The sequence below is a fragment of the Variovorax paradoxus genome, from assembly GCF_902712855.1.
Lineage (GTDB): Bacteria > Pseudomonadota > Gammaproteobacteria > Burkholderiales > Burkholderiaceae_C > Variovorax > Variovorax paradoxus_Q.
Genome location: NZ_LR743507.1, coordinates 2,354,163 through 2,374,900, shown reverse-complemented (window position 1 = coordinate 2,374,900; position 20,738 = coordinate 2,354,163). Strand labels below are relative to the sequence as shown.

Genomic DNA, 20,738 nt, shown 5'->3' with positions numbered 1-20,738 from the left:
CCTTAGATGAAGAGCTGCACGGCCGGAAGCGCCGCGTCGCAGTTGAGCAGGTTGACGCGCTTGAGCGTCATGCGCAGCGCACCGCCCTGCACGGCGAGGTGATGGAAGAAGGTGCCGACGTAGAACTGCAGCTCGTCGCCCTGCGACTCGGTATAGTGGAACGCGGTGCGAACCACGAAGCGGTTGGCCTGGGCATCGAACTGCTCGACCACCGGCACCTGCAGCAGGTGGTGGCAGCGGCTCGCCGGCTGCTGCGAGAAGGCGCGCGGGCTCTTGAGGCGCTCGATGCGCAGGTCGCGCAGCAGCTTGTCCTCGTAGAGGTGCGAGGTATGGTTGAGGCCGTCTTCCTGGTCGGGCACGAGCGGAATCCAGTAGAACGCGTTTTCGGTGAAGAGCGCATTCCACTCCTCGTAGCGGCGCGTGTCGAGAAGGTGCGCTTCGTTCACGACGAAGTCGATCAGGTCCTGATGAGTCACCGATGTCATTTCAGTACCTCCCCATTCGAGGAACACCGCGGAACCGGCTTTGCCGGGCCGCTGGTGTTGCCCCCTGCAAGGGGGTTGGAGAAGCGACACGAAGTGCGCGAAGCCTGGGGGTTGGCCATTTACATCGTCTCCGTCATGCGCTGCACCCAGCTGCGGTACTGGTTGCGCATCGGCAGCTCGTTGGTACCGCCGGTGGTGATCTCGCCGCCCTTCAGTTCCGACGGGTCGTAGTCGCGGTGCAGGCTTACCCATTCGTTGCCGCTCGCATGCAGACCGGCCTGCATGCCGCGATAGGCCTGCAGGTCGTCGTGGCCCACCACCGAGAACGGCGAGTTGATCAGGCGGTTGTACATGGTGGTGCGCTGCAGCAGTTCGGGCGGCGCGCCCTTCAGGCGGAAGGTCCAGCTCTCGATCAGGGTCCTGTCGGCCGAGATCGGCTTGACCACGCGGATCGCCTGGATCGCGCCCTTGATCGTGAGGTTCGGGTAGTACACGGTGTTGTGCCGCGCCATGCCGAGGATCTGTGCGGTCTTCTCCTCGCCGTAGCGCGCCTTCATGGCGTCGTCGTATGCGGGGATCGCCTTGTACTTGCTGTGGATGCTGAAGTGCACGCCCGTGAAGCTGTGGCCGTTGTCGTAGGTGCGGATGCCCATGTCCTCGAAGAACTTGTAGTCGGACATGAAGGGCACGAACTGCTCCACGGCCATGGGCTTGGGCTCGTCGGCCGGCTTGTCGGCCCACATGCGCTTGGCGGTGCCGGCCGAGGACTCGTGCGCCACCATGGGGTGCATGGTGTCGTTGAGGTTCTCGACGAACATCTTCCAGTTGCACTGGTGCATGAAGCGCAGGCAGCCGCCGGCGATCTCGAGCTCGCCTTCGGGCGAGCGATCGGCCATGTTGTCGATGGAGCTCAGCGAGTCCCCGAAGTACTCGTCGAAATCCGGCCCCGCGTCGTTGATCTTCACGAAGATGAAGCCGCGATGGCTGCGTACGTGCTTCACCGTGGTGAGGCCCTTGCCCGATTCGCACTCGTGCAGCTGCGTGTGCTCGTAGCCCGTCTTCAGTGGAATGGCCAGCGGGGCGCCGTCGGTCTTGAAGGTCCAGGCGTGATAGGGGCAGCGGAAGAACTTGCCGGTGTTGCCACAGGGCCCGTTGACCAGCCGCGAGCCCTTGTGGGCGCATCGGTTCATCATGGCGCGCACGCTGCCGTCCGAATGGCGCACGATGATCAGCGGACGGCCCGCGATCTCGTTGCTGATCCAGTCTCCGGGCTTGGGCAGCTGGCTCTCGTGGCCGACGTAGTTCCAGGTGTTGGCGAAGAAGTGCTGCTGCTCCAGCTCGAACAGCTCCTGGCTGGTGTACAGGTCGCGGTGCACGCGGTCGTCCTGCACCAGCGCGCGGATCGCATCGGGGTTGTCTCTGTATGCGGTCATGGTGTCGTGGCTCCCGGCTTCAGATGTCCAGCACCAGGCGCGCGCCCTTGGCGCGCGAGATGCAGATCTGCATGACGGCGCCCTCGGCCTTCTCGCGGGCGGTCAGCACGTAGTCGCGGTGGTCGATCTCGCCCTCGAGCACAGGCACGGCGCACACGCCGCACTCGCCGCGCTTGCAGTCGAACATCGGATCGCAGCCATGCTCGATGAGGCAGTCGAGGATGCTCTGGTCGGCCGGCACGGTGAAGCGCTGGCCCGACTGCGCCAGCTCCACTTCGAAAGGCTGGTCGCCGGCCTCGGCGACGACCTCGGTGAACAGTTCGAAGTGCACGCGGTCGTGCTCCCAGCCGCGTGCCTGCGTGCGCTCCAGCACGGCGTCGAGCATGACCTTCGGGCCGCAGACGTAGAGGCGGTCGCCAGCGGGCACGTCGTCGAGCAGTGCGTCGATGTCCAGCGGCCGGCCGGCTTCTGCGTCGGTGTGCACGCGCAGGTCGTCGCCCAGCAGGTCCTGCAGCTCGGGCAGGAAAGCCATCAGCTCACGCGCACGGCCGGCATAGTGCATGCGCACGGGCGCGCCTTCCGCACGGCGGCGGGCGGCCATGGTGGCGAGCGGCGTGACGCCGATGCCGCCGGCCACCAGCACCGAGCCGCCCGGCCCGGTGTGCAGCGGAAAGTCGTTCTTCGGGGCTTCGATCGCAAGCGCGTCGCCCTCCCTCAGATGCTCGTGCATGAAGCGCGAGCCGCCCCGGCCCTCCGCTTCCTTGCGCACAGCGATCACATACTCCGTCGGCGCATTGGTGGCATTGCGGGCGGTCGCGAAATTGATGAGCGAGTAATGGCGCCAGTCCGTCCTGCCATCGGGCAGCGACACCTGCACGCGGACGTGCGCACCGGCCGCGAAACCGGGCAGTGCACGGCCATCGTCGGCGCGCAGACGCAGCATGCGGATCAGCGGATTCAGTTCCCGCGCTTCGACGACGCGCAATGAAAGGGTGGCGGAGGGTGCGGTCATCTTCTTCGTCTCTTCAGGCCAGTGCGTGCTGTACCAGCGCGGCCTGCAGCTTGTGGCCGTGTTCGTCGGCCAGCGCCGCGTCGCGCAGTTCTCGCAGCGTGGCCGGTGCCAGCGCCGCTCCGGCGCGTTCGAAGGCGCGCATCACGGTGTCGTAGTTGCGGACGCCGCGCTCGTGCGTGTCGCTGTAGCCCTTCACGAGACGCTGGCACTGCGCGAGCTCGACGGCGAGCTCGGGGTTGCGCTGTGCTGTGGCGGCAATGCGCTGCAGCCATTGCTCGATGCGGCGGTTCTCGTCGGCATAGCGCATCGTGGAAAGGCGCCAGCGCTTCATGGCCGCGACGGTGCGCAGCATGAGGTAGCCGCGCAGCGAGCTGGTCTGGATCACGCGGCCATGTTGGGTGAAGCGCTCCACGAGCTTCTTCGGCAGCGTCGACCCCATGAGCCAGCGGCCGATGCCGCCTGGCAGCGTCTCGCATATCTCCTGCAGGCGCGGGTGCATGTATTCGTTGATGGCCAGCACCTGGTCCGGTTGCACGCGTGCCTCGCCCCGCACCCGCTCGAAACGGGTGGCGCGGGTCTTGAGCGCGGCCACGCGAGCGGTGTCCTCGTAGGACATCCACAGCGCCAGATGGCGCGCCGTCTCGTCCAGCAGGCGCTGGTTGTCCCCAGGGATGGCCGCTACAGCGGCCATGCGGTCGAGGTACAGGCCGGCATACGCCACGTCCTGGTAGTCGATGAGACGGCGCACGCCTTCGAGCAACAGGTTTTGCGCGGCCTCCGGAAAGCTGCGCTGCACGCGCTCGACCAGCGCGCGCACGGCCGGGTGGCGCGGCTGCGGCGCAGGCGCGGCAACCGCCGCCTGGACCGCAGGCTCACCGTCGTCGCCGCCTTGCGCGCGATCGAACGCTGCACCGAAGGCCTTAAGGCTGGGCTTGACGCCCACGCCGCCGCGTTCGATGGTCGATTCGAACTGCGCGCGGCTGAACGGCAGGACGCCCGAGCCCGCGAGCGCGCCGAAGAGCACGGCGCTGATCACGCTGCCCGATGCCTCCGCCGCCTGCGCCATGTCGAAGCGGATGAACCGCTTGGCGGCCCTGGCCGTGTGCGCAAGCAGTTGGCCGCTCTCCACGCGTCCGTCTCCGAGCGCGCTCTTCTCCGCGATCGAGAACACGCGGTGCGTCGACGCGATGAGCGTCGTGCGTTCCTGCGTGACGAGGCCTCGCTGCACGGCGCGCCCCGCCTCCATGAGTTCCGAAGCCAGCACTACGTCGACATCGCCCGGCAGCGGCATGAGCGCGAGCACCGGGCGGCCACCATCGGCCTCGGCCTGTGCCAGCGGGTACAACTCGACGTAGTAGATGGTGGCGCCCGTGCGCTGGGCCACGCCGGGCACCGAGGTGGTCTGGGCGACGTAGCCGTTGGCCTCGCCCATGTCGACGATCCAGTCGGCCAGCACGCCGCCGCCCTCCCCGCCCATGGCGAGGATCGCGATCTTGATGGGTTGCGCAGCGGTCATCGTTTCAGAAGGCGAAGGCTTCGCGGCGGCGGGCTTCGCCACGCTGCAGCCAGCCGATGACGGCGGCGCGCACGCGTTCACGCCACAGGTCCCAACGGCTCGGGTTGCTGACGATCTGCGCCTTGTAGAACGAAGGGCACAGCACCGCGGCGTGCGAGACCTCGCCGCACACGCCGCAGCCCACGCAGCTGTCGAGCACGGTGGCCACCGGGTCGGTACGCAGCGGATCGGGATTGGGCTTGATCGACAGCGAAGGGCAGCCAGACAGACGAATGCACGAATGGTCGCCGGTGCAGGTGTCGGAATCGACACCGAATTTTTCGCGCACCATGCGCTTGCCGTCGGCGACGGCCTTGCGCACCAGCGGCTTCTCGCGGCGTTGCTTGTTGAGCATGCACTCCGACTGCGCGATGAGCACCTTCGGACCCTTGGTCTTGGTGGTGAGCGCCTCTTTCAGCGCGTCGCGCATGCCTGCGACGTCGTAGGTGCGACGCAATGTCTTCACCCACTCGACGCCGACGCCGCGCACCGCGCGCTCGATCTCGTGGCCGGTGCTGCGCGTCTTGTTGACGGCGTGCGACGAGAGGATGTCCTGTCCGCCGGTGGCCGATGTGTAGTTGTTGTCGACGACGATGGTGAGGTTGTCGCTCTTGTTGAAGACCGCGTTGGCCACTCCGCTGGTGAGGCCGTTGTGCCAGAAGCCGCCGTCGCCCATCATCGAGATGGCGCGCTTGCCGGCCGGCGCGTTCAGCGCCGCAGCGCCCGCACCGCCCAGGCCGTAGCCCATGGTGGTGTTGCCGATGTTGAAGGGCGGCAGGATCGAGAACAGGTGGCAGCCGATGTCGGCGCTCACGTGGTGCGGCCCGAGTTCGCGCTCGACCAGCTTCATCGCGCTGAAGATCGGACGCTCGGGGCAACCGGTGCAGAAGCCCGGTGGACGGGCATGCACGACTTCGCCCAGCGTGGTGGATGGCAATGCAGGCTCCGGCGCCGCATCGACACCGACTGCCGCGACTTCCACCAGCGGGATCACCTTGCGCACCGGCGCAGGCACGGGCAAAGGTGCAAGGCGCTGATAGCGCTCGCAGAAAGTGCGTGCGCCTTTCAGCAGTTCGGCAGCGGTGTATTCGCCGGCCACGGGCAGCATGTCCTTGCCATGCAGAACGGTGTTCGAGCCAGCGTGGCGCAGGATGGTCGCGAGGTTCTGTTCGACGAAGTTGGGCTGGCCTTCTTCCACCACCATCACTGCGCGCTTTCCTTCGCAGAAGCGGATCACTTCGCTTTCGATGACCGGATAGGCCACGTTCATCACGTAGAGCGGCACCTGGGTGTTGCCGTAGACGTCGGCGAGACCCAATCGCTCGAGCGCGCGAAGCAGCGTGTTGTAGCTGCCGCCTTGCACGATGATCCCGATGTCGTCGGCGTCCTCGGAGAAGAACTCGTTGAGCTGGCGCTCCTCGATGAAACGCACCGCTGCAGGCCAGCGGTCCCTCACCTTTTCCTGCTCGTGCACGAAGCTCGCGGGCGGCAGCACGATGCGGCTGACGTCGCGCTGCGGGTTCTCAAGCGCATCCTTCAACGTGAACCTGGCGCGCTTGTTGTCGCCAGCGATGAAGTGGCCATGCACATGGCACGCACGGATGCGCAACTGGAGCATCACGGGCGTGTTGCTGGCTTCCGAAAGATCGAAGCCCTGCTTCACCGCATCGACGATGCTCGGCAGGTTGGGACGAGGATCGAGCAGCCACATCTGCGACTTCATCGCGAACGCATGGCTGCGTTCCTGCATGATGGACGAACCTTCGCCGTAGTCTTCGCCCACGATGACAAGCGCGCCGCCGGTGACGCCGCCCGAGGCCAGGTTGGCGAGCGCGTCGGACGCGACGTTGGTGCCCACGGTGGCCTTGAAGGTGACGGCGCCGCGCAGCGGATAGTTGACCGATGCCGCAAGAGTGGCTGCAGCAGTGGCTTCGCTGGCACTGTTCTCGAAACGGATACCCTGCTCGGCGAGGATGTCCTGCGCATCGGCCAGCACGTCCATCAGGTGCGATATCGGTGCACCCTGGTAGCCCGCCACATAGGAAACCCCGGACTCGAGGAGGGCCTTGGTCACGGCCAGAATGCCTTCTCCACGAAAGACCTCGCCCCCGGAGAGCCGCAGCTTCTTGACTTCTTCGACGAACGAACGCTCAGCCATGTGGGTCCTTGTTGTCTATCGTGGGACGATGCGCTTCAGCTGCCACATCGTGCTTTCTATAATGTTGACAAATGAATGTATCCACAATCATGAATTACCCTAGACATGCAAGCAGCGTGCCCGCCACATGCACGGGGCGCGTTCATGGCTGAGCCCTCAACACCCGAGTCGGCCTCGCATCGCTTCGTCGACGACTATCTGCCGGCGCTGCTCGCGCAGGCCAGCCAGTTGATCTCTTCGGAGTTCCACGAGGTTGCGCGGCAGCAGGGGTTCTCCATCTCCGAATGGCGTGTGATGGCTTCGCTCGCAGGCAGCGAAGCGATCAGCATCGGCCAGCTCGCGCAGGTGACGGTGACCAAGCAGCCCACGGTGACGCGGCTGCTGGACCGCATGGAGGCACGAGGACAGGTCGAGCGACTGCCCCACGAAAGTGATCGCCGCATCACGCTGGTGCGCATCACAAGGCAAGGGCTGAAGGCGGTCGAGCACCTGATGGAACTTGCTCGCGACCACGAGCGGCGCGTGCTGGAGCCCTTCGGGTTGCGGCGCGCCGAAGAGCTCAAGCACACCTTGCGGCAGATGATCGACTTGCACGTGCATGTGCCCGTCGAGGAGCCGGAAGAGGAGTGAAGCGTTCGGGCTCGCCGATCAGGGGCGAGCCACGAGAACCGCGCGTCCGCGGTGGCCGCGTTGCGCAATCCAATCCAGAGCCCGGGCCGCATCGGCGAGCGCGAACGGCCGGACGTCCAGATGCAGGCGGCCATCGGCCAACCTTGCAAGCAGTTCGGGCGCGGCAGCACGGCCCGCTGATTCACGTCGAAACATGTTGAGCGGCAGGAGCGCAACATCGCGTTGCAGGAAGTGTGCAATGTCCAGCTGCAACGTTGGCCCAGCTGTGTAGCCGATCAGCACGGCACGCCCGCCGGGTCGTACTGCAGGAAGGACTTTCGAGAGAATGTCGCCGCCGACGGTGTCTATCAGCAAGTCGGCGCTGGCGACTGGTGGCGCCTCGGCATTCGGGTCGACCGGCGTCGCCACGCAACCCAGGTCGCTGGCGAGTTGCATCACGAGCGAACCGACGGCGCCGCTCGCACCGCTCACAAGCACTTCTTCCCCGGGCTGCAGCTTGGCCACGTCGTGCAATGCAACCCATGCGGATGTGCATGGAGAGAAGAACGCGGCACCCAGCGTCATCGCGACGCCGTCGGGCAACAGTCCCAGCGCTTCGTCGGGCGCCTCGACGAGTTCGCACCAGGTGCCATCGAAGAGCGTGCCGAGCCCGCTGCCACGCAGCCACACGCGCTGTCCTATGCTGTGGCGATCGCTCGCAACGACAACCCCCGCGGCTTCCACGCCCGGCGTGTACGGCAGCGGCGGGTGGCGCAGGAAGCTGCCGCGCCACACGGTGCGGTCGATATGGCCAACCGTGGCGGCTTCCATGCGCACGATAGTGCGGCCCGGGCGGGCGACAGGGTCCGCGACCTCTTCCAGCACGGGCTCGGCATTGAAGCCATGGACACGCACGGCCTTCATGGCAACGTTGCCAGGAAGTCGAGCACCGTCTGCGCGAAAACCTCGGGCATCTGGTCGGGCAGCGGCACCATGCCGCCGTCGATATCGACGATGCGTGCACGCGGCAGGTGATGCTGCAGTTCTGCCGCATGCGGGGCAGCGAAAGGATCGAGGGCGGCTCGAACGATCAACGTGGGCTGCACGAGGCGTCCGATCCGGTCTTCCATGCGGTACGACGCGACGGCACGGTGACCCTCCTCGACACGCTCGACCTTCAGTGCATCGCGCACGAAAGCCTCGAGCAGATCAGGGCGTCCCGGCGGATAGAAACCCTGGCGCTTCTGCCACAACGCAGCGAGATGCGAACCGTCTTCACTGGGTGCAACTTCGTCGATCGGCGGACGTTGGGCACGCGCGCGACGGAAATGCTCGTCGGTGAAGGGTGTCGACGACAGCACGAGGCTGCGAATCCGATCGGAAAACGCGGCAGCCAGTTCGACTGCCACCACGCCGCCGGTGTGATGTCCGACCACGTCGACCTGCACGATGTTCAGCACGTCGAGCAGCTCACACGCCACGCGCGCCCATTGCTCGATGCTCGCGGGCACGCCGCCATCCTCGGAATCGCCGAAGCCGGCGGTGTCCATTGCAATGGCACGGCGATGCACGCCGATCAACGGCAGCACCGCACGGTACTCGGCCCAGCTGCGCGGCGACTGGTGCAGCAGCAGCACGGCAGGTGCTTGCGCGTCCCCGCATTCCGCGTAGTGCACCTGCCCCACCGACAGGTCCGCAAAGGCGCGGCGGATGTTCATGGCAAGGTCTCGTCGGCGGGCGCACGCCACAGGCCTGCATGACGCAGTTCGCCGAGCGTGCGCGAGAGCACATCGCGCCGGTAGGCCGGAATGTCGCGGCCTTCGTAGCTGTAGAAGCCGCTGCCGCTCTTCAGACCCAGGCGGCCCTGCTCGACCATGCGGCCGACGATGGACGGCGCTGTGTAGCGGCCGGCATCGAGCGAGGCCGACAACTCTCGGCTTGCGTGATGAAGAATGTCGCAACCACCGAAGTCGATGAACTCGACCACACCCAGCGCGGCGAAGCGCAGGCCCAGGCCATATCGCGTGGCCTTGTCGATCTCTTCGGCAGTAGCAGCGCCCTCTTCGATCATGCGTGCGGCTTCGTTCATCACCAGCGCCTGCAGCCGCGGCACGATGTATCCGGGCGAAGCGCCGCAGACCACGGGCAGCTTGCCGATCTCTTCCATCAGCGCCTTGGTCCGCGCGAGCACGGCACCGTCGGTGGCCGGATGGCAGCTGAGCTCCACGACCGGAATCACGTAAGCCGGATTGAGCCAGTGCATGTTGAGGAAGCGCTCCGGCAGCCGCACGAGCGCCGCCAGCTGCGTCACGAGGATGCTGCTGGTGGTCGAGGTGAGGATGGCGTCGTCGCGGCAATGGCGGTTGAGATGCTCGAACGCCTCGCGCTTGGCCTCCATCGTCTCCGGCACGCCTTCGAACACGAGTTCCGCCGCCGCGAGGGCCTGCGGAGCGTCGGAGGCTTTGACGAACTCGACGCGTGCGGCGATTCGCTCGATCTGCGCCGCGTCGATCACGCCGAGTTGCGCAAGACCCGAGAGGCTGCCTTCGATCTCGGCCCTGGCCTCGTCACGCAGGCGCTGCCACGCGTCGTCGGTGCGCGGGCGCAGGTCGATCAGCGAAATGCGGCGACCGGCATAGGCGAACGCGATCGCAATGCCGCGCCCCATGCGGCCCGCGCCGACCGCCGCAAAGCGCGGCAGCGCAGCTTCATTCGCCATCGTGCAGCCTCTGCTTGAGCTGGGCGGCGCTCAGGTCGGCCAGGCCCAGGCTTTCGAATGTGCGAGGACCGCGGCGCAGATCGCGACCGAGAAATCCACCCACGATGGCCAGCAGGCCATGCGCGATGGGAGCGTCCACGCCCGCATGGCGCGCGGCCGACGCCAGAAAAGCCAGGCCGAGCTCGGTGTCCTCGGTGATGTAGCGGTGCGAGTGCAGGTCGATGTTCTCGCGCCAGTCGCCCGATTTCACGAGCTGCTTGTGCGCGTCGCCGTACATCCACTGGTCGTTGTTGTAGTGGTCGGCCAGCGGATAGTGCGGCGCGTGCTGCCCGAAGGCCTCGCGCACTGCAATGCGCTCCTGGTCGAGCCGATCGGTCACATCGCGCACTGCACGTTGTGTGCCTTCGTTGTGGATGTCCCACCGTTCGAAGTGCTGCAGCGGCGCGGCGTTCATCACCATCAGCGGCGGATGGATGATGGGGCCGGCATTCATCAGCGCGCCCGAGAGCGCGTCGCCACAGCCATGCACGGCGGGGTAGGCCTTGCGGATCACTTCGATGGCCTGCGCCTCCTTGCGAGCCGGGTAGACGCCGGTGGGCAGCCGGATGGCGCGGATGGTGACGTTGACCTCCCGCTCGCCGTGCTTGCGCGCCAGATAGGGCAAGGTGCCGGTCTCGGCCCAGGCGACGTCCGCTCGGCTGCCGGCGTCCTTCACCGTCTTCGCCATCACATAGCTGCCGAAAGTGCCTGGCGGCAGGAAGACCACCTGGCCGTCGACGAGATGCGGCGCCATCGCAAGTGCGATGTCGTGCTGCGCAATGGCGGGCGTGGGAATGACGATCAGCTCGGCACCGTTCAGCGCGGCGCCGATGTCGGCGGTGGCCAGTGCAATCGGAGCCTCGCGAGCGCCGTCGGCGTCCTTCAGCGTGATTGCACCGGCGCGAATGACCGGCTCAAGCGCGGCGGCATCGCGGCGCCACAGGCGCACTTCATGGCCGGTTTCAGACAGGTCGGCGGCGGCTGCGTAGGCGCCATGACCACCCCCAAGAATCGCAATTTTCATGTCGAAAGTCGAAAAGCAGGTGTCGAAGAACCGGCGGCCGCAGGACGGACCCGGAGGAGCAATGCGCCATTACATTACTTTTCATCGATTCAGATGTCAATCAATATCCGACAACACCCGACCGCTCGGAAACCCGAGATGAAAAAGCCCGCGTTCGTGAGAAGCGCGGGCTTTCGGGGGACGAAGCGGCTGTCATGCCGCTCGACAAGAATCAGCGGCTGGGCTTGAACGAACGCTTTTGCGCGTCGCGGGGCACGAACACCTTGCCCTGGCCGCCATGGCCTGCGCCGCGGGGCGCGAAGCCTTCGCGCGGAGCGAAGCCGCCGCCGTCGCCGCGGCCGCCACCATGACCGTGGCCGCCACGCGGAGCGCTGTCGCCCCAGCCCGGCTTGCGGCCGTAGCCACCTTCGTCACGACCGCCACCGAAACCGGCGTTCTGGCCCTGGAAGCCACGTGGGCCCGGTGCACCCGGACCGCGCGAATTGCGGTCGTTGAAGCCGCTGGCGCCGGCATAGCCACCGCCGTTGTTGCCACGATAACCACCACCGCCGCCGAACTTGCGGTCGCGCGAATGGTTGTCGCCGCGGCCGCCGCGGAATTCGCCTTGCGGCGGGCGCGACTGCGGCATGCGCTGTTGCGGCTCCATGCCCGGCACCACTTCCGCCTTGAATTGCTGGCGGCTGTAGTGCTCGATGTCCATGATCTTGCGGCGATCACGGAACTCAGCGAACGTGACAGCGATGCCGTCGCGGCCGGCACGGCCGGTGCGGCCGATGCGGTGGGTGTAGTCCTCGGCTTTCATCGGCAGACCGAAGTTGAACACGTGGGTGATGGTCGGCACGTCGATGCCGCGAGCGGCAACGTCGGTTGCCACCAGGATCTGCACCTGGCCTTGGCGCAGTGCCATCAGGCGGCGGTTGCGCAGGCCCTGGCTCAGCGCACCGTGCAGCGCCACGGCGCTGAAGCCGTCCTGCTGCAGGTCGTTGGCGAGACCGTCGCACTCAACCTGCGTGCTCGCGAACACGATGGCCTGGTTGATGGTGGTGTCGCGCAGCCAGTGGTCCAGCAGCTTGCGCTTGTGCTGGGCGTTATCGGCCCAGAACAGCACCTGCTTGATGTTGGCGTGCTTCTCTTGCGGGCTGTCGATGGTCACACGTTGCGGTTCGCGCATCACACGGGTGGCCAGCTGCTGGATGCGCGGCGCGAAGGTGGCGCTGAACATCATGGTCTGCTGGCGCTCGATGGTGAGCTGGTTGACTTCGGCCAGGTCGTCGGCAAAGCCGAGGTCGAGCATGCGGTCGGCTTCGTCGACCACCAGGAACTTGACCTGGTCGAGCTTGATCTGCATCGAGCGTTGCAGGTCGAGCAGGCGGCCCGGCGTGGCGACCACGAGGTCGGCGTTCTGCAGGCGAGCGATCTGAAGCTGGTAAGGCATGCCGCCCACCACGTTGGCGATACGCAGGCCGCGGCAGTGGCGAACCAGCTCGATGGCATCGTGCGCCACTTGCTGCGCGAGTTCACGCGTCGGGCAAAGCACCAAGGCACCGGGTGTGGCGGCCTTGAAATGGCGTGCGTTGGTCGGGTCCTTGCGCTTCGGCTTCTTAGGCGCGGCTTCGCCACGCGCAGCAGCTTCGGCGGCCAGCCGCTGGAACTCGGCCTTGGCTTCGGCTTCGGCCTCGGCCTGGCGCTTGATCAGCGTGTGCAGCACGGGCAGCAAGAAGGCAGCGGTCTTGCCCGAGCCGGTCTGGCTGGAAACCATCAAGTCGACGAAACGCGCCGATTGAGCGGCACCGGCCGGCTCGCCCATGGCAATGGGGATGACCTTTTCCTGGACGGTCGTGGGCTGGGTGAAGCCCATGTCGGCCACGGCGGCGATCAGCTCGGGCGCGAGGCCCAGTTTGATGAAGCCATTGGGCGCGGCGGGTTCTTCGGTTGCGGGCGCCTCGGGCGCAGCTGCATCCAGCACCTCGAGGATGGGCGCCTCGGACACGGTATCCGTGGAAGCGGTGAATTCGTTATGGGTAGCGGATTGCACAGGCGCGAACTCGCCCTGCGCTTCAAAAGCGTCGGTCATGAATATCAATCTCAAACGCGAGCGCTGCCGTGGGCGGCGCCCCGTTGGTGGTTAAAAACATCAACCATCCAACGACATTCAACCCCGGGCTGACGCCCGGGACTGCGGCCCTTTTTTGATCAGCGAATGCGATCGGGCGCGGTGTGCAAGATAGGGAGATGCAAGAGACGCTGGCCGGACTTGAAATACCCGACCGGTCAGCGAAGCCCGCAATTATGGCACGAATTCGGGTTTTTACCTAACGCCGTTGATGCAGAAGGCTGCAATCTGCGCCGCGGCCTGCAACCCGACTCAATCCACGAGACGCAGGAAGGTTTCGCGGTAGTGCGCCAGCTCTTCGATGGATTCGTGCACATCGGCCAGAGCAGTGTGGGCCTGCTGCTTCTTGAAGCTGTTGTAGGCCGCGGGCTTCCAGCGCTTGGCAAGCTCCTTGAGGGTGCTGACATCCAGGTTGCGGTAGTGGAAATACGCCTCCAGCTTGGGCATGTACTTGACCAGGAAGCGCCGGTCCTGGCCGATGGTGTTGCCGCACATCGGCGAGCCACTGCGGGGAATGTACTTGGCGATGAATTCCAGCAGCTGCTGCTCGGCAGCGGCCTCGTCCAGCGTGGAGGCCTTGACCTTGTCGATCAGGCCGCTGCGGCCATGGGTGCCCTTGTTCCACGCGTCCATGGCGTCGAGCACCGCATCGCTCTGGTGAATGACGAGCACTGGCCCGTCAATGCGAGGCGTAAGCTCGGGGCCGGTCACGACCACCGCAATTTCGAGCAGGCGCTCTTTCTCAGGATCGAGGCCGCTCATTTCACAGTCGAGCCAGACTAGGTTCTGGTCGCTTTTCTTCAGGGTGGGCACTTCGGCCGGGGACGTCGGGTCGAGAGATTCAGGCATCGCAGGATTGTCGTCGAAGGCTGCGGCGCCAGATACCCGGGACTAAACTCGCCGCTCCATGTCCTATTCGATCATCTTCACCACTGTTTTTGCGGTCGCGCTGGTTGCCGGCCTGCTCGTGAAGTTCTGGCTCGCCTCTCGGCAGGTACGCCATGTGGCATTGCATCGCGGCACCGTGCCGCCTGCTTTTGCGCAGACCATCACCATCGCCGCGCACCAGAAGGCTGCCGACTACACGATCGCCAAGGGCCGCTTTGGCCTGGTGGAAATGGCCTGGAGTGCAGCCCTGCTTCTTGGGTGGACATTGCTCGGCGGGCTCGACGTGCTCAACCGGCTGCTGCTGACGTGGATCGGCGGCGGCATGGTGCAGCAATTGGCGCTGCTGGCAGCCTTCGCTGCCATCGGTGGGCTATTGGAGCTGCCTTTCACACTCTGGCAAACCTTCCGGCTGGAAGAACGCTTCGGTTTCAACAAGATGACCTGGAAGCTCTGGCTGGCCGACATGCTGAAGTCGACGCTGCTGGGTGCAGCGATCGGTCTTCCCATTGCAGCACTGATCCTCTGGCTCATGGGCGCCGCTGGCCAACTGTGGTGGCTGTGGGCCTGGGGCGCCTGGATGGGATTCAACCTGCTGCTGATGCTGATTTACCCGACCTTCATTGCACCGCTGTTCAATAAATTCAAGCCGCTCGACGACCCTACGCTGAAGGCGCGCGTCACAGCGCTGATGAACCGCTGCGGCTTTGCGGCCAAGGGCCTGTTCGTGATGGACGGCAGCACCCGAAGCGCGCATGCCAATGCCTACTTCACCGGTTTCGGCGCGAGCAAGCGCGTGGTGTTCTACGACACGCTGCTGCGCCAGCTGAACGCAGGCGAAGTCGAAGCCGTGCTCGCCCACGAGCTGGGCCATTTCAAGCATCGCCACATCGTGAAGCGGCTGGTCGCCATGTTCGCGCTGAGCCTCGCCGGCTTCGCATTGCTGGGCTGGGTGTCGACGCAGGCCTGGTTCTACACGGGCCTGGGCGTACAGCCAAACATGGCCGCACCCAACAGTGCGCTGGCGCTGCTGCTGTTCATGCTCGCCGTGCCAGTGTTCGGCTTCTTCGTGGCACCGCTGCCGGCACGGCTGTCGCGCAAGCACGAATTCGAGGCCGATGCCTACGCGGTGGCACAAACCAGCGGTGCCGACCTGTCGGCCGCACTGCTCAAGCTCTACCAGGACAACGCTTCGACGCTCACGCCGGACCCCGTGTACGTCAGCTTCTACTACTCCCATCCGCCGGCATCGGAACGCCTTGCGCGCATGACGCCCGCCTGACCGAACCACTTCATTCTTTCGAACGACGCCCACCATGAACAGCATGTTCAAACCCAAGGACTGGAAGAACTTTCCTCCCCGCAAGGCGCTGAGCGCCACCGAGATCGTGTCGAGCCTCGCGCGCCTCGACGGCTGGAAGCTCACCGGCGACGGTGCCGACGTCGCCATCGAAAAGACCTTCACCTTTGCCAACTACTTCGAGACCATCGCCTTCGTGAATGCGCTGGCCTTCGTGGCGCACACGCAGGACCATCACCCCGACCTGTCGGTGCACTACAACCGCTGCGTGGTGCGCTTCAACACGCATGACGTCGGCGGCATTTCGGCCACCGACTTCGACTGCGCACGCCAGGCCGACGCGCTTGTCGGCGCGCCCGACGCCACCGCATGAGGGATCACGCCCTTGGCTAAGCCCGGCCGCGCCGCCGCCACCGCGGCCACTGCCGCGAAGACTCTTCACGAAGGCCTGGTCATCGCCAGCCACGGGCGCCATTGCATCGTCGAGACACCCGACGGCGAGCGGCGCATCTGCCATCCGCGCGGCAAGAAAAGCCAGGCCGTGGTCGGCGACCGCGTGCACTGGCAGGCCAGCGAGGACGAAGGCACGATCGAGCAGGTGCTGCCGCGGCGCAACCTGTTCTACCGGCAGGACGAAATCCGCACCAAGTCGTTCGCAGCCAACCTCGACCATGTGCTGATCCTGATCGCGGCCGAGCCGGAGTTCTCCGAACACCAGCTGGCGCGCGCGCTGATCGCGGCAGAGGCCGAGCGCATCACGCCGATCATCGCGCTCAACAAGAGCGACCTGGTCGAGCCTTTCGAGCGCGCGTGGGCCAGGCTGGCGCCCTACCGCCGCATGCATCACGGCGTGCTCCCGCTGTCGCTCAAGGCGTCGGGCGAGGCCGATCACGCGTCGCTGATGAAGCTGCTTGCAGGCAAGTCGACACTGGTGCTCGGCCCGTCCGGTGCAGGCAAGAGCACATTGACCAACCTGCTGGTGCCGAGCGCGGCAGCGCTCACGCAGGAAATTTCGCAGGCATTGAATTCGGGCAAGCACACGACCACGAGCACCACCTGGTACTGGATCGACAAAGACCGCACCACCGGCCTGATCGACTCGCCAGGCTTCCAGGAATTCGGGCTGAACCACATCGAGCCGACGCAGCTCGCCGGCCTGATGCCCGACATCGCCGAACACATGGGCGACTGCAAGTTCTACAACTGCACCCACCTGCACGAACCCGGCTGCGGCGTGATCGCGAACGTCGGCACGGCGAACGAGGCCGGTGCCATCAGCCCGAGCCGCTACCGGATCTATGGCGAACTGTTCGCCGAGCTGAGCCAGAAGCGCTACTGAAGCAGGCGCCTCAGCGCACCCATTCGCGGTAGGACTGCCAGCTCGGGTCGAAGACCAGGCCCAGCGTCACGGGCAGATCCATCTCGTCCTGCAGCGATTGGGCATGCGTGATCGCCGCGGCCGCATCGGCCACCTGGAAATTGACGGTCCGCACCCCCTCCTCGAGCACGACGTGCGTGCAGCAGCCTTCCTCGTGGTTCTGCAGCAGGGCCGTCAGGCGGTCTTCGTAGGTGCGGGCTTCTTCAAGCTCTTCGCCGGACTCGACGGGCATGGCGGCTGAGAGGCGATGCCCGAGGTCGGCGCGTCCGACCAGCGCTGCGGCCGAGTCGTTGCGCATCACGATCATCTCGATCTCCTCGCCGCTGTCGGTCTCGCGCGTGGCCCGCAAGCCCGACCAGGCATGCTCGCCCACCGGAAACACACCGGTGTGGCCAAGCTCGTCGCGCCAGCAGGCATCGAACACAGGAACGAAGTCGTCGAGCGGCACACCGTCGAACGAGGCCTGGTCGTCGCCCTCGACGAAATCGACCGGCCCGATCTTCACCGCGAAGTCGTACTCGCCCAGGATGTGGTCGAGCATGATGAAGCTCATATGGCGCGCGTGGTCCTGCATGTCCATGGGAATCGGCTTGGCGAAGCCGACCTCCAGCGCCACCAGGCCTTGATAGGGCTCCTGCTTCAGGAGCACGTCTGCGCTCGCCAACTCGAAATCGTTCATGCGCATCGCGAAGCCCTTGCCCCAACGCTGACGGAAGGCCTCCACCTCGACGCCTGGAAGCTGCGGACTGCTCTGCACCAGCGCCATCAGGTCCTCGAACTCCTCCTTCGCACCGTGTGCGGTCAGCACCAGCTTGAAAGTGGGCGGATCGCCAGCGACCTCGGCCGCCAGCTTCGGGAACAGTGGCTGGAGCAGTTCGTTCAGGCCGTCCATCAGTTCCCTGGCCGGCAGGGTGCGCAGGCTCTCGAGGCGGGAACTCACGGCTTGCCAGAAGGCCGCGCAAGCGGCAGCACGGGGGTCGGTGTCTTGGGTCTGCATGGGTTCCGATCAGGAGCGTGCGGGCTTCAGGTGGGAGCGAGGATGTCTTGAAGGTGCTGCACGAGCTGCATGCATTGCTCGCGCGTGCCGACGCTGATGCGCAGGTACTGTGCAATGCGCGGCTGCCTGAAGTGCCGCACCAGCACCGCTCGCTCGCGCAACAGCGCCGCGAGCTCGGCGGCATCGCGCTGCGGATGCCGCGCGAAAACGAAGTTGGCCTGCGACGGCAGCACATCGAAGCCCAGATCCTCGAGTTGCAGGCTCAGGCCTTCTCGGGTATCGACAATCTTGTCGCAGGTGGTGCGGAACCAGGCTTCGTCGTCCAGCGAGGCCACGGCGCCGGCCGAGGCCAGGCGATCGATGGGATACGAATTGAAGCTGTCCTTCACGCGCACGAGCCCGTCGATCAGGTGCGACTGGCCGCATGCAAAGCCGACGCGCAGGCCGGCCAGCGCACGCGACTTCGAAAGGGTATGCACCACGAGCAGATTGGGATGCCTGGGGATCAGCGACAGTGCGCTTTCACCGCCGAAGTCGACATAGGCCTCGTCCACCAGCACCACGCGCTGGGGGCACGCTTCGAGGAGCTGAACGATGCGTGCGAGCGGAAGGCCGATGCCGGTCGGCGCGTTCGGGTTGGCGATCACGATGCCCCCGCAACCCTTGCGGGCGCGGGCGGCAAGAGCGTCGACGTCGATGCGCAGACCGTCGTCTACGGGTTGCACTTCGCACTGAATGCCGTAGATCTGCGCGTAGACCTTGTAGAAGCTGTAGCTCACGTCGGGCATCAGCAGCGGCTCGGCCTGCTGGAAGAAGGCGAAGAAAGCGTGCGCGAGGACTTCGTCGGAGCCGTTGCCCGCAAACACCTGATCGACCTGCAGGCCGTGTCGTCGCGCGACCGCCTCGCGCAACGCGAGCGAAGTCGGGTCGGGGTAGCGCTCCAGGCCGCTTTCGGCGGCACGCCGGATCGCCTCGACCGCGACAGGCGACGGCGGGTACGGGTTCTCGTTGGTGTTGAGCTTGACGAGGTTCTCGATGCGCGGCTGCTCGCCGGGCACATAGGGCTCGAGCGCGCCGATGCGCGGGCTCCAGAAAGCCGGCACGGTGTTTGTCATGGGTTTTTCCTTCGCTCAGCCCAACAGGCGAGCCAGGGTGAGCAAGGCCAGCAGCACCATCCACATCACGACCGAGCGCCAGACCAGACCGACGACGCTGCGCAGGTGAGCAGGCTCGGGCTCGCGCCCTGGCGTGCTGCCGCTGTCGAGCCGCCGCCCGTCGGCGAACGACTCGCCAGCCTGGGCTCGCGGCAACGGGTCGGCAACAGGGATCGGACTCAGCGAGCCACCGCCCAGGCGCACGTTCACCGCGCCCGACGTGGCCGCAAGGATCACGCCGTCGTTCTCGTTGGGAAAGCGCTGTGCGTCGTTGCGCCAGCAGTCGATCGCCTCCTCGAAGCTGCCGACCACCGCAAAGCCGAGCGCCGTGATGCGTGCGGGCAGCCAGTCGATGACGTGCCAGGCGCGGCTGGCGGCTTCCTGCACGGAAACGCTCGAGGGCTGCAGCGCCGCACCGTTCTTGTGGGCCCAGTAACGCGAGACGAATTCACTCATGCGGTAGAAAACAGCGCCCGCCGGGCCGAGTCCGATCGCCGCGGCAATCGAGAACCACGCCAGCACCCCGAACACGTGGCGGTGCGCGGCGATCACCGAATGCTCGATCACGTGGCGCACTATTTCGCTGCGCGGCAGGTCGGCCGCATCGACACCTTGCCAATGCGCGAGCAGCGAGCGCGCGAGCGGCTCGTCGCGTTCCTCGAGCGCGTCGCGGATGTCCGTGAAGTGGTGGCTGAACTGGCGGAAGCCGAGCGTGACATACAGCACCGCAATGCTCCAAAGCACCGCGAATGGCAGACCCAGTGTCAGCACCAGCAGCCAATGGATACCGAGCGCGGCGAGCGTGGGCACGAATACCGCAAGGCCCCACGCGATCCATCCATGGTGCGGCTTGCCCGCGTCGAAGTTGCGGCTGGTCCAGCGCGTCCACGCCAGGACCCCGCCATACACGGGGTTGTGCGGACCCAGCGGCCGCACCTGCTCGATCAGCAGCGCGCACAGGATGGCAAAGAAGCTCATCCTTCGATGATAGCGAGAGCGCTTGAAGGTTCAGTGCGCCCTCGGACGCGATTCAGGCAGCAAGAAAACGGTAGAGATTGCGCAGCATGCCTGCGGTCGCACCCCAGACGAAACGCTCGTCCGGGCCGTCCTGGTACGGCATGGAATACCACTCGCGCCGGCGGCCGTCGACCGCACTCACGGAGTGACGGCGATGGTTGGCCGGGTCCATCAGCCAGGCGAGCGGCACCTCGAAGGCCTGGGCCACTTCGTAGGGATTGATGGTGAGCTCGAAGTCGGGCTGCACCAGCGCGACCACCGGCGTCACGATGAACGAAGTCACCGTGGTGTAGGTAGGAAGACTTCCCAGCACCTCGATGTATTGCGCCGAGAGGCCGACCTCTTCCCATGCCTCGCGCAGCGCAGCCGCGGCGATATTGGCGTCTTCGGGATCGACACGGCCGCCCGGGAATGCCACCTGTCCAGAATGGTTCGACAGGTGCGTGGTGCGTTCGGTCAGCAGCACCGTCGCGCCTTGCGGGCGCTGCACGATCGGCACCAGCACAGCCGCCTGCGCAGGCGCGCGGTCGACCATTCGCGGTTCTCGGCGCAATTCGGGTGTCCACTCCGGCGGTGCCGCAAAGCGCGCGCGCAGCGCTTGCGCCGTGAGCTGATCGGCTCCAACTGCAGGAAGACCATCGCTGCCATCCACGAATGGCGCCTCGCGCGGGTCGAACTGCAGCAGCGTGGGCGGCACCACGGCATTGACGGGTTCGAGAGGCGCAGATTGCATGGGAGCGACGGTGGGTGTGGTCAAGAGATGAGATGGCCCGAAGGCGAAGCAGAGAGGAAGTAGAGCCTAAAAATGCGGGGCTGTCTTTTGTGCGAAGCACCAATGCAAAAAGCCGCCAGAGCGGCGG

At 65.9% G+C, this 20,738-nt stretch carries 19 protein-coding genes; 4 read left to right on the top strand and 15 right to left on the bottom strand.

What is annotated here, in order from left to right; all coding sequences use genetic code 11:
• Nucleotides 1-2: 2 nt before the first annotated feature.
• The 5 genes from AACL56_RS10695 to AACL56_RS10675 all read right to left on the bottom strand — a co-directional run bounded on the left by AACL56_RS10695 (nt 3) and on the right by AACL56_RS10675 (nt 6,643).
• Entirely contained in the window at nt 3-485 is a 483-nt protein-coding gene (locus tag AACL56_RS10695; protein WP_339089815.1) for an aromatic-ring-hydroxylating dioxygenase subunit beta, read from the bottom strand.
• A 119-nt stretch (nt 486-604) separates the two neighbouring features.
• Entirely contained in the window at nt 605-1,918 is a 1,314-nt protein-coding gene (locus AACL56_RS10690) for an aromatic ring-hydroxylating dioxygenase subunit alpha (RefSeq protein ID WP_339089814.1), read from the bottom strand.
• Between the two features lie 19 nt (nt 1,919-1,937).
• Entirely contained in the window at nt 1,938-2,930 is a 993-nt protein-coding gene (locus tag AACL56_RS10685) for a PDR/VanB family oxidoreductase (protein ID WP_339089813.1), read from the bottom strand.
• 13 nt (nt 2,931-2,943) lie between these two features.
• A complete protein-coding gene (locus AACL56_RS10680; RefSeq protein WP_339089812.1) occupies nt 2,944-4,446 on the bottom strand; it encodes an indolepyruvate oxidoreductase subunit beta family protein in 1,503 nt (500 codons plus the stop codon).
• Nucleotides 4,447-4,450: 4 nt separating this feature from the next.
• Entirely contained in the window at nt 4,451-6,643 is a 2,193-nt protein-coding gene (locus AACL56_RS10675; protein ID WP_339089811.1) for an indolepyruvate ferredoxin oxidoreductase subunit alpha, read from the bottom strand.
• Between the two features lie 144 nt (nt 6,644-6,787).
• On the opposite strand from AACL56_RS10675, the gene AACL56_RS10670 reads away from it, so the two are divergent.
• Nucleotides 6,788-7,273 (top strand): MarR family winged helix-turn-helix transcriptional regulator, encoded by a 486-nt coding sequence (locus AACL56_RS10670; RefSeq protein ID WP_339089810.1) that lies wholly within the window; start codon nt 6,788-6,790, stop codon nt 7,271-7,273.
• Nucleotides 7,274-7,291: 18 nt separating this feature from the next.
• On the opposite strand, the gene AACL56_RS10665 is transcribed toward AACL56_RS10670, so the two are convergent.
• The 6 genes from AACL56_RS10665 to orn all read right to left on the bottom strand — a co-directional run bounded on the left by AACL56_RS10665 (nt 7,292) and on the right by orn (nt 13,996).
• Nucleotides 7,292-8,176 carry a quinone oxidoreductase family protein gene (locus AACL56_RS10665; RefSeq protein ID WP_339089809.1) on the bottom strand — a complete coding sequence of 295 codons (885 nt, stop codon included), beginning with the start codon at nt 8,174-8,176 and terminating at the stop codon, nt 7,292-7,294.
• Complete coding sequence (locus AACL56_RS10660) at nt 8,173-8,970, bottom strand: alpha/beta fold hydrolase (RefSeq protein ID WP_339089808.1); 798 nt, start codon at nt 8,968-8,970, stop codon at nt 8,173-8,175. Before AACL56_RS10660 ends, AACL56_RS10665 begins: the two co-directional genes overlap by 4 nt.
• Nucleotides 8,967-9,971, bottom strand: coding sequence for a 3-hydroxybutyryl-CoA dehydrogenase (locus AACL56_RS10655; protein WP_339089807.1), 1,005 nt, complete (start codon nt 9,969-9,971; stop codon nt 8,967-8,969). The genes AACL56_RS10660 and AACL56_RS10655 overlap by 4 nt, the downstream gene beginning before the upstream one ends.
• Nucleotides 9,961-11,034 (bottom strand): NAD/NADP-dependent octopine/nopaline dehydrogenase family protein, encoded by a 1,074-nt coding sequence (locus AACL56_RS10650; RefSeq protein ID WP_339089806.1) that lies wholly within the window; start codon nt 11,032-11,034, stop codon nt 9,961-9,963. The genes AACL56_RS10655 and AACL56_RS10650 overlap by 11 nt, the downstream gene beginning before the upstream one ends.
• A 211-nt stretch (nt 11,035-11,245) precedes the next feature.
• Nucleotides 11,246-13,108: a DEAD/DEAH box helicase gene (locus AACL56_RS10645; protein WP_339089805.1), complete on the bottom strand. Its 1,863-nt coding sequence runs from the start codon at nt 13,106-13,108 to the stop codon at nt 11,246-11,248.
• A gap of 291 nt (nt 13,109-13,399) precedes the next feature.
• The gene (gene orn / locus AACL56_RS10640; protein WP_339089804.1) at nt 13,400-13,996 is read right to left on the bottom strand and encodes an oligoribonuclease; all 597 of its coding nucleotides are present in this window, start codon (nt 13,994-13,996) and stop codon (nt 13,400-13,402) included.
• A 58-nt stretch (nt 13,997-14,054) separates the two neighbouring features.
• Between orn and AACL56_RS10635 the strand changes: the two genes are divergently transcribed.
• Genes AACL56_RS10635 through rsgA form a run of 3 tightly spaced genes read left to right on the top strand, consistent with a single transcriptional unit; the run spans nt 14,055 to nt 16,671 of the window.
• Nucleotides 14,055-15,314, top strand: coding sequence for a M48 family metallopeptidase (locus AACL56_RS10635; RefSeq protein WP_339089803.1), 1,260 nt, complete (start codon nt 14,055-14,057; stop codon nt 15,312-15,314).
• A 34-nt stretch (nt 15,315-15,348) separates the two neighbouring features.
• Entirely contained in the window at nt 15,349-15,705 is a 357-nt protein-coding gene (locus AACL56_RS10630) for a 4a-hydroxytetrahydrobiopterin dehydratase (protein ID WP_339089802.1), read from the top strand.
• Nucleotides 15,706-15,717: 12 nt separating this feature from the next.
• Entirely contained in the window at nt 15,718-16,671 is a 954-nt protein-coding gene (rsgA, locus tag AACL56_RS10625; protein WP_339089801.1) for a ribosome small subunit-dependent GTPase A, read from the top strand.
• A gap of 10 nt (nt 16,672-16,681) precedes the next feature.
• Here rsgA and AACL56_RS10620 read toward each other — a convergent pair whose 3' ends face one another.
• From AACL56_RS10620 to AACL56_RS10605, 4 genes are read right to left on the bottom strand one after another with little or no spacing between them, the layout of a single operon-like run.
• Nucleotides 16,682-17,707, bottom strand: coding sequence for a hypothetical protein (locus AACL56_RS10620; protein ID WP_339089800.1), 1,026 nt, complete (start codon nt 17,705-17,707; stop codon nt 16,682-16,684).
• Nucleotides 17,708-17,733: 26 nt separating this feature from the next.
• A complete protein-coding gene (gene hisC / locus AACL56_RS10615) occupies nt 17,734-18,822 on the bottom strand; it encodes a histidinol-phosphate transaminase (protein WP_339089799.1) in 1,089 nt (362 codons plus the stop codon).
• A gap of 15 nt (nt 18,823-18,837) precedes the next feature.
• Nucleotides 18,838-19,839, bottom strand: coding sequence for a CobD/CbiB family protein (locus AACL56_RS10610; protein WP_339089798.1), 1,002 nt, complete (start codon nt 19,837-19,839; stop codon nt 18,838-18,840).
• Nucleotides 19,840-19,891: 52 nt separating this feature from the next.
• Complete coding sequence (locus AACL56_RS10605; RefSeq protein ID WP_339089797.1) at nt 19,892-20,611, bottom strand: CoA pyrophosphatase; 720 nt, start codon at nt 20,609-20,611, stop codon at nt 19,892-19,894.
• Nucleotides 20,612-20,738: the final 127 nt, after the last annotated feature.